The organism is Sinorhizobium sp. Y406, assembly GCF_058732025.1.
On record NZ_CM178974.1, the window covers coordinates 843,014 to 857,214 of the forward strand.

General features: G+C 63.1%; 16 protein-coding genes. 13 read left to right on the forward strand and 3 right to left on the reverse strand.

All coding sequences use genetic code 11. From position 1 onward, the window contains the following. Positions 1 to 5 precede the first annotated feature (5 nt). The 3 genes from nrdR to AC4P1R_RS04045 all read left to right on the forward strand — a co-directional run bounded on the left by nrdR (position 6) and on the right by AC4P1R_RS04045 (position 2,431). Positions 6 to 479, forward strand: coding sequence for a transcriptional regulator NrdR (gene nrdR / locus AC4P1R_RS04035; protein WP_069460660.1), 474 nt, complete (start codon positions 6 to 8; stop codon positions 477 to 479). Positions 480 to 599: 120 nt separating this feature from the next. Next, positions 600 to 1,826: a bifunctional diaminohydroxyphosphoribosylaminopyrimidine deaminase/5-amino-6-(5-phosphoribosylamino)uracil reductase RibD gene (gene ribD / locus AC4P1R_RS04040; protein ID WP_069460661.1), complete on the forward strand. Its 1,227-nt coding sequence runs from the start codon at positions 600 to 602 to the stop codon at positions 1,824 to 1,826. Next, on the forward strand, positions 1,811 to 2,431 hold the full coding sequence (locus AC4P1R_RS04045; protein ID WP_069460662.1) for a riboflavin synthase: 621 nt from the start codon (positions 1,811 to 1,813) through the stop codon (positions 2,429 to 2,431). Before ribD ends, AC4P1R_RS04045 begins: the two co-directional genes overlap by 16 nt. Before the next feature lie 67 nt (positions 2,432 to 2,498). Here AC4P1R_RS04045 and AC4P1R_RS04050 read toward each other — a convergent pair whose 3' ends face one another. Continuing rightward, on the reverse strand, positions 2,499 to 2,765 hold the full coding sequence (locus AC4P1R_RS04050) for a hypothetical protein (protein ID WP_225190744.1): 267 nt from the start codon (positions 2,763 to 2,765) through the stop codon (positions 2,499 to 2,501). Between the two features lie 391 nt (positions 2,766 to 3,156). Continuing rightward, positions 3,157 to 3,693: a GNAT family N-acetyltransferase gene (locus tag AC4P1R_RS04055; RefSeq protein WP_069460663.1), complete on the reverse strand. Its 537-nt coding sequence runs from the start codon at positions 3,691 to 3,693 to the stop codon at positions 3,157 to 3,159. A 347-nt stretch (positions 3,694 to 4,040) separates the two neighbouring features. On the opposite strand from AC4P1R_RS04055, the gene ribH reads away from it, so the two are divergent. The 4 genes from ribH to AC4P1R_RS04075 all read left to right on the forward strand — a co-directional run bounded on the left by ribH (position 4,041) and on the right by AC4P1R_RS04075 (position 8,550). Further along, positions 4,041 to 4,502 (forward strand): 6,7-dimethyl-8-ribityllumazine synthase, encoded by a 462-nt coding sequence (ribH, locus tag AC4P1R_RS04060; protein WP_069460664.1) that lies wholly within the window; start codon positions 4,041 to 4,043, stop codon positions 4,500 to 4,502. After that, entirely contained in the window at positions 4,499 to 4,981 is a 483-nt protein-coding gene (nusB, locus tag AC4P1R_RS04065) for a transcription antitermination factor NusB (RefSeq protein ID WP_069460665.1), read from the forward strand. Before ribH ends, nusB begins: the two co-directional genes overlap by 4 nt. Before the next feature lie 4 nt (positions 4,982 to 4,985). Beyond that, on the forward strand, positions 4,986 to 6,218 hold the full coding sequence (locus tag AC4P1R_RS04070) for an MFS transporter (protein WP_069460666.1): 1,233 nt from the start codon (positions 4,986 to 4,988) through the stop codon (positions 6,216 to 6,218). Between the two features lie 196 nt (positions 6,219 to 6,414). Beyond that, positions 6,415 to 8,550: a sodium-translocating pyrophosphatase gene (locus tag AC4P1R_RS04075; protein WP_069460667.1), complete on the forward strand. Its 2,136-nt coding sequence runs from the start codon at positions 6,415 to 6,417 to the stop codon at positions 8,548 to 8,550. A 76-nt stretch (positions 8,551 to 8,626) separates the two neighbouring features. Here the strand turns inward: AC4P1R_RS04075 and AC4P1R_RS04080 are convergent, their stop codons facing one another. Further along, on the reverse strand, positions 8,627 to 9,136 hold the full coding sequence (locus AC4P1R_RS04080) for an outer membrane protein assembly factor BamE (RefSeq protein ID WP_083265426.1): 510 nt from the start codon (positions 9,134 to 9,136) through the stop codon (positions 8,627 to 8,629). 139 nt (positions 9,137 to 9,275) lie between these two features. Here AC4P1R_RS04080 and AC4P1R_RS04085 point away from each other — a divergent pair, with 139 nt between their 5' ends. The 6 genes from AC4P1R_RS04085 (at position 9,276) to AC4P1R_RS04110 (ending at position 14,025) form a co-directional block, all read left to right on the forward strand. After that, positions 9,276 to 9,818 (forward strand): ubiquinol-cytochrome C chaperone family protein, encoded by a 543-nt coding sequence (locus AC4P1R_RS04085; protein WP_069460852.1) that lies wholly within the window; start codon positions 9,276 to 9,278, stop codon positions 9,816 to 9,818. Positions 9,819 to 10,052: 234 nt separating this feature from the next. Next, positions 10,053 to 10,604 (forward strand): YceD family protein, encoded by a 552-nt coding sequence (locus AC4P1R_RS04090; RefSeq protein WP_069460669.1) that lies wholly within the window; start codon positions 10,053 to 10,055, stop codon positions 10,602 to 10,604. A 197-nt stretch (positions 10,605 to 10,801) separates the two neighbouring features. After that, on the forward strand, positions 10,802 to 11,845 hold the full coding sequence (gene plsX, locus AC4P1R_RS04095) for a phosphate acyltransferase PlsX (protein ID WP_069460853.1): 1,044 nt from the start codon (positions 10,802 to 10,804) through the stop codon (positions 11,843 to 11,845). 17 nt (positions 11,846 to 11,862) lie between these two features. Next, positions 11,863 to 12,834, forward strand: coding sequence for a beta-ketoacyl-ACP synthase III (locus AC4P1R_RS04100; protein ID WP_069460670.1), 972 nt, complete (start codon positions 11,863 to 11,865; stop codon positions 12,832 to 12,834). Positions 12,835 to 12,936: 102 nt separating this feature from the next. Next, positions 12,937 to 13,275, forward strand: coding sequence for an integration host factor subunit alpha (locus tag AC4P1R_RS04105; RefSeq protein ID WP_069460671.1), 339 nt, complete (start codon positions 12,937 to 12,939; stop codon positions 13,273 to 13,275). Positions 13,276 to 13,494: 219 nt separating this feature from the next. Next, positions 13,495 to 14,025 carry a MerR family transcriptional regulator gene (locus tag AC4P1R_RS04110; protein ID WP_069460854.1) on the forward strand — a complete coding sequence of 177 codons (531 nt, stop codon included), beginning with the start codon at positions 13,495 to 13,497 and terminating at the stop codon, positions 14,023 to 14,025. The last annotated feature ends 176 nt before the right edge of the window (positions 14,026 to 14,201 follow it).

Below are 14,201 nucleotides of genomic sequence, written 5' to 3' on the forward strand. Positions count from 1 at the left end.
GCCGCATGCGCTGCCCCTATTGTGGTTCTGAAGACAGCCAGGTGAAGGATTCCCGTCCAGCCGAGGACGGGAACGCCATTCGCCGTCGCCGCATCTGCCCGGACTGCGGCGGCCGGTTCACGACTTTCGAGAGGGTGCAGCTGCGTGAGCTGATGATCATCAAGAAGACCGGCCGAAAGGTGCCTTTCGACCGGGACAAGCTGTTGCGATCCTTCGAGATCGCGCTCAGGAAACGCCCGGTCGACCGTGATCGGATCGAGCGGGCAGTCTCCGGCATCGTCCGCCGCCTGGAGAGCTCCGGAGAGACGGAGATCCACTCGGAGGAAATCGGCCTCCAGGTGCTCGAGGCGCTGAAGAGTCTCGACGACGTCGCCTTCGTCCGCTACGCCTCCGTCTATCGCGATTTCTCCCACGCCGACGATTTCGAGAAGGTGATCGCCGAAATCAGCGCCAAGATCGCGCGCGATCCCGGAGAATAGCCAGAGCAGATATTCGTGGTCCCTCCCGAGCTGTCTGCCCCGGTTCCTTTATTGCCACAGGTCTGGTCGCGAAACGGTGGGACACTTTCGCGGAACCTGCATTGGGAGACTGGGAGGCGCATGAGCGAGCCGATACATGAAGACGAGAGATTCATGGCTGCGGCGTTGCGTCTCGCCCGGCATAATCTCGGTCTCACCTCTACCAATCCTTCCGTCGGCTGCGTGATCGTCAAGGATGGGGCGATCGTCGGTCGCGCCGCGACGGCGCCGGGCGGCCGCCCGCATGCCGAGACGCAGGCGCTTGCCGAGGCCGGTGAAAGGGCGAGGGGGGCAACGGCCTATGTCACCCTCGAACCCTGTTCGCATCACGGCAAAACGCCGCCCTGTGCCGACGCGCTCGTTGCCGCGGGCGTGGCCCGTGTGGTCGTGTGCATTCTCGACCCCGATGAGCGCGTAGCCGGACGCGGCGTGGTGAGGCTGCGCGAGGCTGGCATCGATGTCGATCTCGGCATTCTCGGCGAGGCCGGCGAGCGCGTGCTGGAGGGCTACCTCATGCGTCAGCGCAACAAACGCCCGCACGTGATTCTGAAACTTGCCGTTTCCTCCGACGGCATGATCGGCAAGGAAGGGGAGGGGCAGGTCAGGATCACCGGCGCGATCTCCCGTGCGCAGGTACAGGTCCTGCGGGCCGAAACCGACGCGATCCTTGTCGGCGTCGGCACGGCCAGTGCCGATGATCCGGAACTGACGGTGCGGCTCGCCGGCCTCGAGGAACGCTCCCCCATTCGCATCGTGCTCGACCGCCGCCTGGAACTGCCGATCGAGTCGAAATTGGTGCGCACGGCGCGCGACATTCCGCTGATAGTCGTGGCGGGCGGCGCGGATATTCCTTCTCCCCGCCCGCGGGGAGAAGGTCCCAGAAGGGCGGATGAGGGGCCAGGCGGCAGCGATTCGCCCCTCTCCTCGGGTTTAACCCGAGGACCGGCCCTCTCCCCGCACGCGGGGAGAGGGGGCGACTACGCTAACCGCCGTGCAGCCCTTGAGGCCGCCGGCGTCGAGGTCCTGTGCACGGACACAATCTCCGACCTTTTGACGGCACTCGCGTCGCGCGGCATCTCTTCGCTCCTGGTCGAGGGCGGCGCCCGTGCCGCCCGCGACTTTTTTGATGCGGATCTCATCGACCGCATCCTGCTGTTCACCGGTCCGGCAGCCATTGGCGAGAGCGGCATCAGATCCCCATTTGAACGGACGTCCGTTCCGCCCCGCTTCACACTCCGGCGCATCGCGCGCTACGGTGACGACATTTTCGAGGAATACGAGAGAGATACCGGATGTTCACAGGCATAATCACCGACATTGGCAAGGTTGAGAAGGTCGCGCCGCTCAGCGAAGGGATCAAGCTTCGCATCGCCAGCAATTACGATCCGAAGACGATCGACATGGGCGCCTCAATCGCCCATGCAGGCGTGTGTCTGACGGTGACGGGGCTGCCGGAGACCGGCAGCAATGAGCGCTGGTTCGAAGCGGAGGCATGGGAGGAGGCGCTGAGGCTCACGACCATCGGCGCCTGGCGAGAGGGCACCCGCATCAATCTCGAACGGTCGCTGAAAATCGGCGACGAGCTTGGTGGCCATATCGTCTCGGGTCACGTAGACGGAGTCGCGGAGATCCTCGCCGTGGAACCGGAAGGCGACGCCGTGCGCTTCCGCCTGCGGGTGCCAGATCATCTCGCCCGTTTCGTCGCTCCGAAGGGGTCAGTGGCGCTCGACGGCACGTCGCTCACCGTCAACAAGGTCGACGGCGCCGAGTTCGATGTGCTTTTGATCCGCCATTCGCTCGAAGTCACGACCTGGGGAGAGCGCAAGGCCGGGGATCTCGTTAATCTCGAAGTCGACACGATGGCGCGCTATGCGGCGCGACTGGCGCAGTTTCCCGCTCCGAAGCCGGAGTGATTGCTCGCCACCGCGGCCAAGGGTGCAGTTCGCCCCGGGGGAGGGCGGACTGCAGGACTTTATGGGCTCAGCGGAGATAAATCGTCAGCCCGCCGTCGGCGGCTTGCTCGGCCGCGGCGATATTGTTCAACTCGACATCATGCGCCTTCAGCTCGGCGACAAGAGGCCGGTTGGCCTCGACCGCAGATTGCAATGCGACACGCTGCTGCGGCGTGGCCTCGTCAATCCAGCTCCGGGTCTGGTCTTGCCGGCTTAGCGTGTCGACATTGACAATCCTGAGATTGTTGCCTTTGAAACCGCGCACCGTCTGCTCGATCTGCTTTGGCCAGTTCATCTCGACGCTTGCCGCTTGCGCGGTGCCGCCGAAGGTCAGGGCGGAGCGGCGATGATGGTTGCCCTTGCGATGCGGTTCATTGTCGTGCTCCTTTGGTTTGGGATGCCCGCTCGGCCGGCCATCGCGTTCGCGATGGCGCGCCGGGCAGGGCGCCGCAGGCCAGCGCCGGCCGTTTGCGGAGGGAGGTCCCGCAGCGAGAGGCGTCTGGCTGTTTCGAACTGCCGGGGCGGCGTTTCCTCATTCAGAAGGGCTCGCGCCGTGCCGACGGTTGCAAAGCTGGGCGCGAATTTGGCCGAATCCGTGGCTAACTCTCTGAAAAATAATTAAAAAAAAATCGTGTTTGAAACCTGTCGGAGCGGCGGCCGTCGCTAATGCGGTCGGCCGCATCGGTTCAGGCGATATTAGCCGAACGTCGTTCGAACATGATCATCGGCCTCCCGTGATAATTCGTGCGCCAGAATTCCGTGAAGCCGTGCTTCAGCGCGACCCGGATCGAAGCCTGGTTGCCCGGTTCGATGATGCAGGTCTTTCTCAGGCCAGGAAAGACGCGGTCGCCCCAGGCGAGAGCGGCGGCGACCGCTTCCGTCGCAAGGCCGCGACCATGGCTTTTCGGCGAGATTGCCCATCCCATTTCCATCGTTCCATCGAGCGAAGGCGTGATCTGGCGATGAGCATCGTGAAAGCCCGCCTCGCCGACGAATGCGCCGCTTTCCTTCTCCTGGATCGCGAAAAAACCGAAACCGAAATAATGCCACATGCCGACCTGGCGCAGGAAGCGCGTCCAGGATTGTTCCCGCGTATAGGGCGCCCCGCCCACATAGCGGGTCACCTCTTCGTCCGCGAAGAGTGCACAGTAGAGGGGGAAGTCGTCTCGCCGATAGGGGCGCAGAAGAAGCCGCTCGGTCTCGATGACGGGAACGCGGTGCATTTTCGCTCCAATAGTTCGGTCGATGCCATGAATTTCAGCCCCCGCTCGCCGTCTCCAAGATCGGCCGTCGAGGGCGAGCGGCCGGTCAGGGACGGAAAGATACTTGAGGTTTCGAGTATGTTATACATCCCATGGGTGGTGTTGCTTGTTCATGGATTCAACGTTGAATTGCCGTTGCCGCGACCGAAGGCCTGATCGAAATATTTCGGCTCCCGGATGCGGCAAGGGCCATCGGGCTGCAAATGGCTCCGCGTCGCGGAATTTACTTGCCATTCCGCGCGGGGCGTGGTTTGACCCCCGCCTGCACCGGCCAAGTCCGGTCCCGGATTTTTCAAGACAGGTGACCCATGGCGAAGACCGAGCCTCTCCGCATCCTGATTGTGGAAGCGCGCTTCTATGACGATATGGCCGATGCGATGCTCGACGGAGCGAAACACGCGCTCGATGCGGCCGGCGCTACCTACGACATCGTTACGGTACCGGGAGCCCTGGAAGTTCCCGCGGCGATCGCCATGGCGCTCGATGCAGCGGACGAAGGCGGCACTGACTATGACGGCTTCGTCGCGCTCGGCATGGTGATCCGCGGTGAAACCTATCATTTCGATATTGTGGCCAACGAGTCCGCCCGCGCATTGATGGATCTCGCCGTCAGCGAAAGCCTGGCGCTCGGCAATGGTATCCTGACTGTCGACAGCGAGGAACAGGCATGGGCGCGTGCCCGCAGGTCGGAGGGCGACAAGGGTGGTTTTGCCGCGCGCGCCGCCCTGACCATGATCGAACTGAAGAACAAGTTAGGCGCAGAAAAGTGACGAATACCCCCTCGGATCAACCGCTGAAGCAGGTTAATCAGCGTGGTGCTGCCCGCCTTGCGGCCGTGCAGGCGCTTTACCAGATGGATATCGGCGGAACCGGCGTACTGGAGATCGTCGCCGAATTCGAGGCGCATCGTCTCGGCAGGGAGCTCGACGGCGACACCTATCTGAAGGCGGACCCGTCCTGGTTCCGCTCGATCGTTTCCGGCGTCGTGCGCGACCAGCGCAAGCTCGATCCGCTGATCGGCTCCGCCCTGCAGGACGATTGGGCGCTCTCCCGGCTCGATTCCACCGTCCGTGCCATCCTGCGCGCCGGCACTTTCGAGCTCCTGGAGCGCAAGGACGTGCCGATTCCGGTGATCGTCACCGAATATGTCGAGATCGCCAAAGCCTTCTTCGAGGAGGAGGAGCCGAAGCTCGTCAACGCCGTCCTGGACCGGATCGCCAAGCAGGTCCGCGGCGAGCGTCGGAAGTAACGCGATGGTTACTGCGGCGGTCGGCGACATCGGGGCGGTTCTTCGCGAAGCGCGCCGCAATGTCCTGCTGCTCGCCATTGCCCAGGCGCTTCTGGGCGTCGTGGGGCCGATCAGCTTCGCCGTGGGCGGCGTGGCCGGTCACCAATTGCTCGGCGACGACAAGTCGTTAGCGACCGCGCCTCTGACAGCCTTCAATATCGGCATGGCGCTCGGCGTCGTTCTGGTGGCGATGCTGTCACGCCTTACGGGCAGGCGCTTGGCCTTCATGATCGGCGCCTCAATCGCGGCAGCCGGTGGCGTTATCGCCGCCGCTGCCCTGTTCCGTGAAAGCTTTTGGCTTTTTGCAGGTGGCCTTGCCGTGCTCGGCGCCTCCAACGGCTTCACCCAAAAACTGCGCTTTGCCGCGGCCGATGCGTCGCCGTCCTTCTTCAAGCCCAAGGCAATCTCCTGGATCCTCGGCGGCGGCATCGTCTCGGCGGTTCTCGGACCACAGATCGTCATCTTTGCCGGCGATTATTTTGCGCCCGTCTGGTTTGCCGGCGCCTTCGTTGCCCTCTTGCCCGTCTGCCTTGTCGCACTTTTCTTCTTTGCCCCGCTACGATTGCCCGACGGTGTTCCGGCATCCGCCGCGCGCCCGGAAGCGCCCGCACGGCCGCTGGGCGAGATCGTCGGCAATCAGCGCTTCCTGACCGGCATGGTTTGCGGCATTTCCGCCTATGCGCTGATGACCTTCATGATGACCGGTGCCCCCGTCGCCATGGTCGTCGGCTGCGGGTTCTCGAGCGATCTCGCGACGCTCGGCATCCAGTGGCACGTGCTGGCCATGTTCGCTCCGAGCTTCGTCACGGGCTGGCTGATCAGCCGCTTCGGTGCGGAGCGCATCGTCGCCTCGGGATTTCTGCTGCTGATGGCCTGCGCGGCGATCGCGCATCTTGGCGTCGAGCTCTGGAACTTCTGGGCCGCTCTGGTTCTTCTCGGCCTCGGCTGGAACTTCGCCTTCATCGGTGCAACGGCGATCGTCGCCCAGAGCTACCGGCCTCACGAGGCCGACAAGGTCCAGGCGTTCCACGACATCGTGCTCTTCACTGCCGTTGCCGTTTCGTCCTTCGCCTCCGGCAAGGTGCTGACCGCCTATGGCTGGGACATGCTCAACTCCGTTGTGTGGCCAGTCGCAGGCCTGTGCCTCCTTCTCCTCTTCCTACTGATGCGAGCGAGCAGGAAAACCGCCGCAGCCTGAGCTTCGTGCAAGGGCTTGCCGGAAAACTCCCTGTCCCGGAGATGCGGGTATTTTCAGGGGCTTGACGTTCCCTGTTCGCACCCGCACTCTTGCCGCGCCGTGAGGACGTGCCGCTCGAGGAGGCGGCGCGCGAGTCGCGGTTTGAGGGGTCTGCGGCAGGGAGTGAGCCCGCAGGTTGTAACGGAGGATAGTGCGAATGACCATATTACTGGCCGTTATCGCATGCGGGTTGCTTTCGGTGGCTTACGCCGTCTGGGCGGCACAGTCGGTGCTTGCTGCCGATCAGGGGAATGCCCGCATGCAGGAGATTGCAGGCTTTATCAGAGAGGGGGCTCAGGCCTACCTCATGCGTCAGTACAAAACCATCGCCATCGTCGGTGTCGTCGTCTTCATCGGCGCATGGCTTCTTCTCTCGGGTACGGCCGCGATCGGTTTCCTGATCGGTGCGATCCTCTCGGGCGCGGCCGGTTTCATCGGCATGCATGTCTCCGTAAGGGCCAATGTTCGCACGGCCCAGGCCGCATCGGTCAGCCTTGCCTCCGGCCTCGATATCGCCTTCAAGTCAGGCGCCATCACCGGCCTCCTCGTGGCGGGTCTCGCGCTGCTGGGTGTCGCTGTCTACTATTCCGTCCTCACCGTCGGCCTCGGGCATGATCCTGCCTCGCGCGAGGTGATCGATGCATTGGTGGCGCTCGGTTTCGGCGGCTCGCTGATCTCGATCTTCGCCCGTCTCGGCGGCGGCATCTTTACCAAGGGCGCGGATGTCGGCGGCGACCTCGTCGGCAAGGTCGAGGCGGGCATTCCGGAAGACGACCCGCGCAATCCCGCGACGATCGCCGACAATGTGGGCGACAATGTCGGCGACTGCGCCGGCATGGCCGCCGACCTTTTCGAAACCTATGCGGTTTCTGTCGTCGCGACCATGGTTCTGGCGGCGATCTTCTTCGCCGGCACTCCGATGTTTTCGAGCATCATGGTCTACCCGCTGGCAATCTGCGCCGTCTGCATCATCACATCGATCATCGGCACCTTCTTCGTCAAGCTCGGAGCCAATGGCTCGATCATGGGCGCTCTCTATCGCGGGCTGATCATGACCGGCGTGTTGTCGATTCTCGGTCTCGGCGCAGCCACGTCGCTGACGATCGGCTGGGGGTCCATCGGTGTGGTCGCCGGCAAGGACATCACTGGCTGGGGCCTGTTCTTCTGCGGCATCATCGGTCTCATCGTCACGGCCCTGATCGTCGTGATCACCGAATACTACACCGGCACCAACAAGCGGCCGGTGAATTCCATCGCGCAGGCCTCCGTCACCGGCCACGGCACCAACGTGATCCAGGGGTTGGCGGTATCGCTCGAATCGACCGCGCTTCCGGCGATCGTCATCGTCGGCGGCATCATCGCCACCTATCAGTTCGCCGGCCTCTTCGGTACCGGCATCGCCGTCACCACCATGCTCGGCCTCGCCGGCATGATCGTGGCGCTCGACGCCTTTGGCCCCGTGACGGACAATGCCGGGGGCATCGCGGAGATGTCGAATCTGCCGCCGGAAGTGCGAAAGGCGACCGACGCGCTCGATGCGGTCGGCAACACCACCAAGGCGGTCACCAAGGGCTATGCGATCGGCTCCGCCGGCCTCGGCGCTCTCGTCCTCTTCGCGGCCTATTCCAACGACCTCGCCTATTTCGCCGCCCATGGCGAACAGTATCCCTATTTCGCTGACGTCGGGCCGATCTCTTTCGACCTGTCGAACCCCTATGTCGTCGCCGGCCTCATCTTCGGCGGCCTGATCCCCTATCTCTTCGGCGGCATTGCGATGACCGCCGTCGGTCGGGCAGGCGGTGCCGTCGTCGAGGAGGTGCGGCGACAATTCAAGGAAAAGCCGGGCATCATGGAAGGCAAGGACCGGCCGGACTATGGCCGCGCCGTCGACATGCTGACCAAGGCGGCGATCCGCGAAATGATCATTCCCTCGCTCCTGCCGGTGCTGGCGCCGATCGTCGTCTATTTCGGCGTGCTGCTCCTTTCGGGCTCGAAGGCCTCCGCCTTCGCGGCATTGGGCGCTTCGCTTCTCGGCGTCATCGTGAATGGCCTGTTCGTGGCGGTTTCCATGACCTCCGGGGGCGGTGCCTGGGATAACGCCAAGAAGAGCTTCGAGGACGGGTTCGTGGACAAGAACGGCACGCGCCACATGAAGGGTTCGGACGCGCACAAGGCATCCGTGACCGGTGACACGGTGGGCGATCCCTACAAGGACACGGCCGGGCCGGCGGTCAATCCGGCGATCAAGATCACGAACATCGTGGCCTTGCTGCTGCTCGCCGTGCTTGCCTGAGACAATCCTTGAGTAAAAAGGGCCCGCGGAACCAGTGTTCCGCGGGCTGTTTCTTGGCACCTGCCATGCCGATTCGTCACATGTCGCCGAAATTCTTGAAGAGGTTGCGCGCTGCGCCCTGTCCGACGCCGGGGCCTGTCAGCAGCTGCCCGAGGAAACTCGTCTCCTTGCCGCCGGTCGGGGTCGTGCTCGACAGCATGTCGAAGACCTTGCCGTCCTTGAGCGTGTAATGGGCGAGTTGGCTGACGACGCCTTCCTTGTCGAAATAGACGGCGAGGACCGACTGGTCGATGATCTTCGGCTTCATGAAGGCCACCGGCCGTTTGCGAGTCTGGGAAATGTAGTAGAATACCTCGTTGTCGAATGTCGCGGTCGTCGACGGCGTGCCGAGCGACAGGAGGACCTGTTCACGGCTCGATCCGACAGGCACGAGGTTCAGCGTTTCCTGGTCGACGACATAGCCCTGATGCAGGACTTCGCCGACATCGAGGGCCTGACAGCCGGCAAGGGCTGCAGTGGAGAGCGAAGCCACGACCACGGCGCGGGCCAGTACGTCCAGGTTCGATGTCAAATACCGCTTCGTCAACAACTGCTCCTCTTGGAGTAACGATGGCAGATCCGCCATTGCAATTCGTGCCTGCTTCGGTAAACCAGCTTCGGCTATCATGCAACAACGTGATGGGCGCTTGCCCATCGATTTCGAAAAGCCACGACTGGGCTTTGTGATGATTTTTGGACTGTTCAAGAGAAAAAGCGGCAACATTGCGATAGTGGAGCGCCAATATGCGCATCTCACCGCCGCGGCGCGCCAGCCATTTCTCTATACCGACCTCGATGTGCCCGACACGGTGATGGGGCGTTTCGAGATGCTCTCGGCAATGTTGATCCTCTATTTCCGACGTACTCGCAGTTCGCCGCGAACCGGCCAGGAGATCGCGCAGGAGATCGTCGACGCCTTTTTCGAAGACGTCGATCACTCGATCCGGGAGTTGGGCATCGGCGATGCGGGCGTGCCGAAGAAGATGAAGAAGCTTGCCGGCATGTTCTATGGACGGCTCGAATCCTACGCGGCCGCTCTCGACGGGAGCGACCGCGAGATGCTGGCCGCAGCACTCAGGCGCAACTTCCATCCCGAGAGGGAGGGCGCGCCATCGATGGCGGGACTTGCCGCCTATCTCTTCCTCGTCGAAGAGGTGCTGTCGGGCATCCCCGAGGACGCGGTCGAAGTCGGCCAGTTGCGCATTCCGCCGGCAGGGCCGCGGACCTGACAGGCGGGCGAAGCAGGGATCAGAATCTGCGGCAAACCTAAGGAATCCGAGCAGGTAATCGTGGTAAACCCATGAATATCTGCTTGGCGCATCGGTCCGAGAACCGGAGCCGATTTTCGGAAAGCTCGATGCGCAGAGGCAAAGAGTTACGGCGACCTTTGCGCGTCTGAAAAGACACGCGGCGCTGTCAAAGGCCGCGCCCGCCTTCTCGCGGCGCGGCAGGAAGGAACGATCATGAAGCACGAAAGCAACCCGACATTCTCCTACCCGGTGAAGGTGGGGCATATTTCGGCAAATCCCGTCAAGGTGCATGTGTCGGCAAACGAGGCGGAACGCCGCGCGCTTGCCGAGCTCTGGAAGGTCGACGAGGTGCAGTCGCTCGATGCCGACCTCGAGATCGGGCGATGGAAGAAGGACGGCGTGAAGATCAAGGGCGAGGTGCGCGCGCTTGTCGTCCAGACCTGCGTGGTGACGCTCGACCCCGTGGAGGCGAATATCCGCGAGCCGGTCGAGGCGATCTTCGTACCGGAAGGGTCACGGCTGGCACGCCAGGCCGACAATGATGGCGGCGAGGTGATTCTCGATCCGGGCGGCCCCGACATCCCCGACACCTTTGCCGGTGACACGATCGACGCCGGCGCTGTCGTTAGCGAGCACGTCGCTCTGGCAATCGACCCCTATCCGCGCAAGGAGGGGGTCGCCTTCGGCGAGCGCATCGAGAGTTCCGCCGGGGATGACGAGCGGCCCAATCCGTTTGCGGTGCTCAAGGATTGGAAAAAGAAATGAAGCGGCGCGAGTGCGGACTACAATTCGGTTGTCACGCAAGCGAAAAGCAGTATTTTGGCCCGGCTCCGGCCAAGGGGTCGCAGTGCCGGGACGTTGCATGCTGGCGCGAGTGTCAGAAGGAACGCGGGATCGCTGCCGCTTGAAGAATGCGCCGCGGCCAGACGCGTCGCATAGCGGGAAAAAGGGATAAGACACGCGTGGTCAGAATTTCACTTGACGTGATGGGCGGCGACTATGGTCCTGAAGTCGTCATCCCGGGCGCAGCAAGGGCGCTCGAACGTCATCCGGACATCCGTTTCGTTCTGTTCGGACAGGAATCTCGGTGCGCCGAATTGTTGGCGAAACATCCAAAGCTCCAGGCCGCAAGCACCTTCCATGATTGCGAGATCGCCGTCGGCATGGATGAAAAGCCGAGCCAAGCGCTCAGGCGCGGGCGCGGCAAGTCGAGCATGTGGAAGGCAATCGACGCGATCAATGCCGATGAGGCGGATGTCGTGGTCTCGGCGGGCAATACCGGCGCGCTGATGGCGATGTCGGTCTTCTGTCTAAGGACCATGCAGGGCATTCAGCGTCCGGCGATTGCCGCCATCTGGCCGACGCTCAAGGGCGAAAGCATCGTCCTCGACGTCGGCGCGACGATCGGCGCAGATGCGCAGCAGCTCATGGATTTCGCGCTGATGGGCGGGGCGATGGCCCGTGCTCTCTTCGAGGTCGAGCGTCCGTCCGTCGGCCTGTTGAATGTCGGCGTCGAGGAGATCAAGGGGCAGGAAGAGGTCAAGGAAGCCGGTCGGCTTATCCGCGAAGCCAATATCGAGGGCATCGACTATTACGGCTTCGTCGAGGGTGACGATATCGGCCGCGGCACCGTGGACGTGGTCGTGACGGAAGGGTTCTCGGGCAATATCGCGCTCAAGGCGGCGGAAGGCACCGCGCGCCAGATCGCCGAATATCTCCGCGCTGCCATGTCGCGCACGCTCCTTGCCAGGGTCGGCTATGTCTTCGCCAAGGGAGCCTTCGATCGGCTGCGCGAGAAGATGGACCCCCGCAAGGTCAATGGCGGCGTCTTCCTGGGGCTGAACGGCATCGTCATCAAGAGCCATGGCGGCACGGATGCCGAGGGTTTCGCCGCGGCGATCGATGTCGGCTACGACATGGTCAAGAACGGCCTGAAGGCAAAGATCGAGGCCGACCTGGCGCGCTATCACGGCACCCAGACGCCGGAGGCCCTTCCGCGGGCTTGAATGAAAGGTTTTAGCAGATGATCCGTTCTGTCGTTCGCGGTTTCGGCGCAGCGCTGCCGAAGCGGGTGATGACCAACAAGGAAATGGAATCCCGGGTCGACACGTCCGATGATTGGATCGTGCAGCGGACCGGCATTCGCCAGCGCTACATCGCCGGCGAGGGCGAGACGACGGCGTCGCTGGGCGAGGGAGCCGCCCGCGCCGCCCTTCAGAGGGCCGGGCTGACACCGGACGATCTCGACCTGATCATCGTCGCGACCTCGACCCCCGACAACACCTTCCCGGCGACGGCGGTCAACATCCAGAACCGTCTCGGCATGCGCCATGGGGCGGCGTTCGACCTGCAGGCGGTCTGCTCCGGTTTCGTCTATGCGGTTGCGACCGCGGATGCCTATATCCGCGGCGGCCTTGCCAGGCGTGCCCTGGTGATTGGCGCCGAGACCTTCTCGCGCATTCTCGACTGGTCCGACCGCACGACCTGCGTGCTCTTCGGAGACGGCGCCGGCGCCCTCATCCTTGAAGCCGGGAAAGGCGAGGGCACCAATGCCGATCGCGGCGTGCTGACTGCGCAGCTGCGCTCCGACGGCGTCCATGGCGACAAACTCTATGTCGACGGAGGCCCGTCGACGACCGGTACGGTGGGCCATCTCCGGATGGAAGGACGCGAGGTCTTCAAGCACGCGGTCGGCATGATCACCGATGTGATCGAAGCCGCTTTCGAGGCGACGGGGACGACGGCGGACGACGTCGACTGGCTCGTTCCCCACCAGGCCAATCGCCGCATCATCGACGGCTCTGCCAGGAAGCTCGGCATCCCACTCGAAAAGGTTGTCGTGACGGTGGACCAGCATGGCAATACGTCAGCAGCCTCTATTCCGCTCGCGCTCAACACCGCAGCTGCCGATGGGCGGATCAAGAGGGGTGACCTTGTGATGCTCGAGGCCATGGGCGGCGGGTTCACCTGGGGCTCGGTTCTGCTCCGCTGGTAAGGCAGAAAGAAAATAATTGAAGTAAGGCAGGCGCTTGACCGGAAAAGGCAAGGGCAATAGTCTTCTTCCGCTGATCGGCATGCCAGATATCGGTGGGGGAAGATGAGCGGGAAAACAGTAACACGAGCGGACTTGGCTGAGTCGGTTTTTCGCAAGGTCGGATTGTCTCGGACGGAGTCCGCCGAACTTGTGGAGACCGTCATCGACGAGATCTGCAACGCTATCGTGCGGGGCGAGAGCGTGAAGCTGTCTTCTTTCGCAACTTTTCAGGTGCGCGACAAGAACGAGCGCATCGGGCGAAACCCCAAGACGGGTGAGGAAGTGCCGATCTCCCCGCGTCGCGTCATGACCTTCAAGGCTTCGAACGTCTTGAAGCAGCGGGTGCTGAAGGCGCATCTGACCCGCAAGGCCAAGCAGAAGCATGCCGATGCGGCTTCCTGATCGGCTGCCGCAACCGTAAATGCGGTTGAAAACCCCTTCATAAACCATTGAAATTGGTCTGATTCGTGCGATCATCGCGCAATTGATCCGTTCACTGCGCCGGTCGATCGTGCGCTGCTGCAGCATTCCTTGAGCCGATGCGCCCGAGGAATGACGCAGCGATTCAAGCTGTTGCAGCGGCCGGCGATGCGCTCGCCGCCGCTTGGAGATTGGGACGATATGGAAAAGAGCCCGGATGCCTTCCGTACCATCAGCGAGGTCGCAGACGAACTTGATCTGCCACAGCACGTGCTGAGGTTCTGGGAAACGCGCTTCCAGCAGATCAAGCCGATGAAGCGCGGCGGTGGCCGGCGCTATTACCGCCCCGAGGACGTCGACCTGCTCAAGGGCATCCGACATCTGCTCTATGATCACGGCTATACGATCAAGGGCGTGCAGAAGCTCCTCAAGGCCAATGGCAACAAATTCGTCGCCGCCATCGCCAGCGGCGACTTGGCGGCCGTCGAGGCCCTTGCCGCGTCCAGCCACGAGGAACCGGCGCCGCCGAAGGCGGGCATTGCCGAGGAGGACCAGATCGTCGGCCGCGCCAAGGCGCCGCCAAGTCGTCGCTTCTTCTCCTTCGGCGGCGGTAGCGACGACGCGGAAATCTCGCTCGGCAAGGCATCCGTCAGCAAGGAAGACCGGGCGCTGCTGCAGGAGGCGCTTTACGATCTGCTCGAATGCAAGCGGTTGCTCGACCAGGTGCGGTGAACCCGGTCGACCGACTCACTGTCGTCGATTGGGAAGCCCGAAGACGAGTGCCGTCAGGAAGGGTTCAAGGCCCAATGACGGTCTGCCGGAGCTCGAATCCCCCCACGATCGCGACGTCATGGTTGCCGCCTGCGGCCGCATCTGCATGCATCGCAAGAAGATCAACATCTCGACCG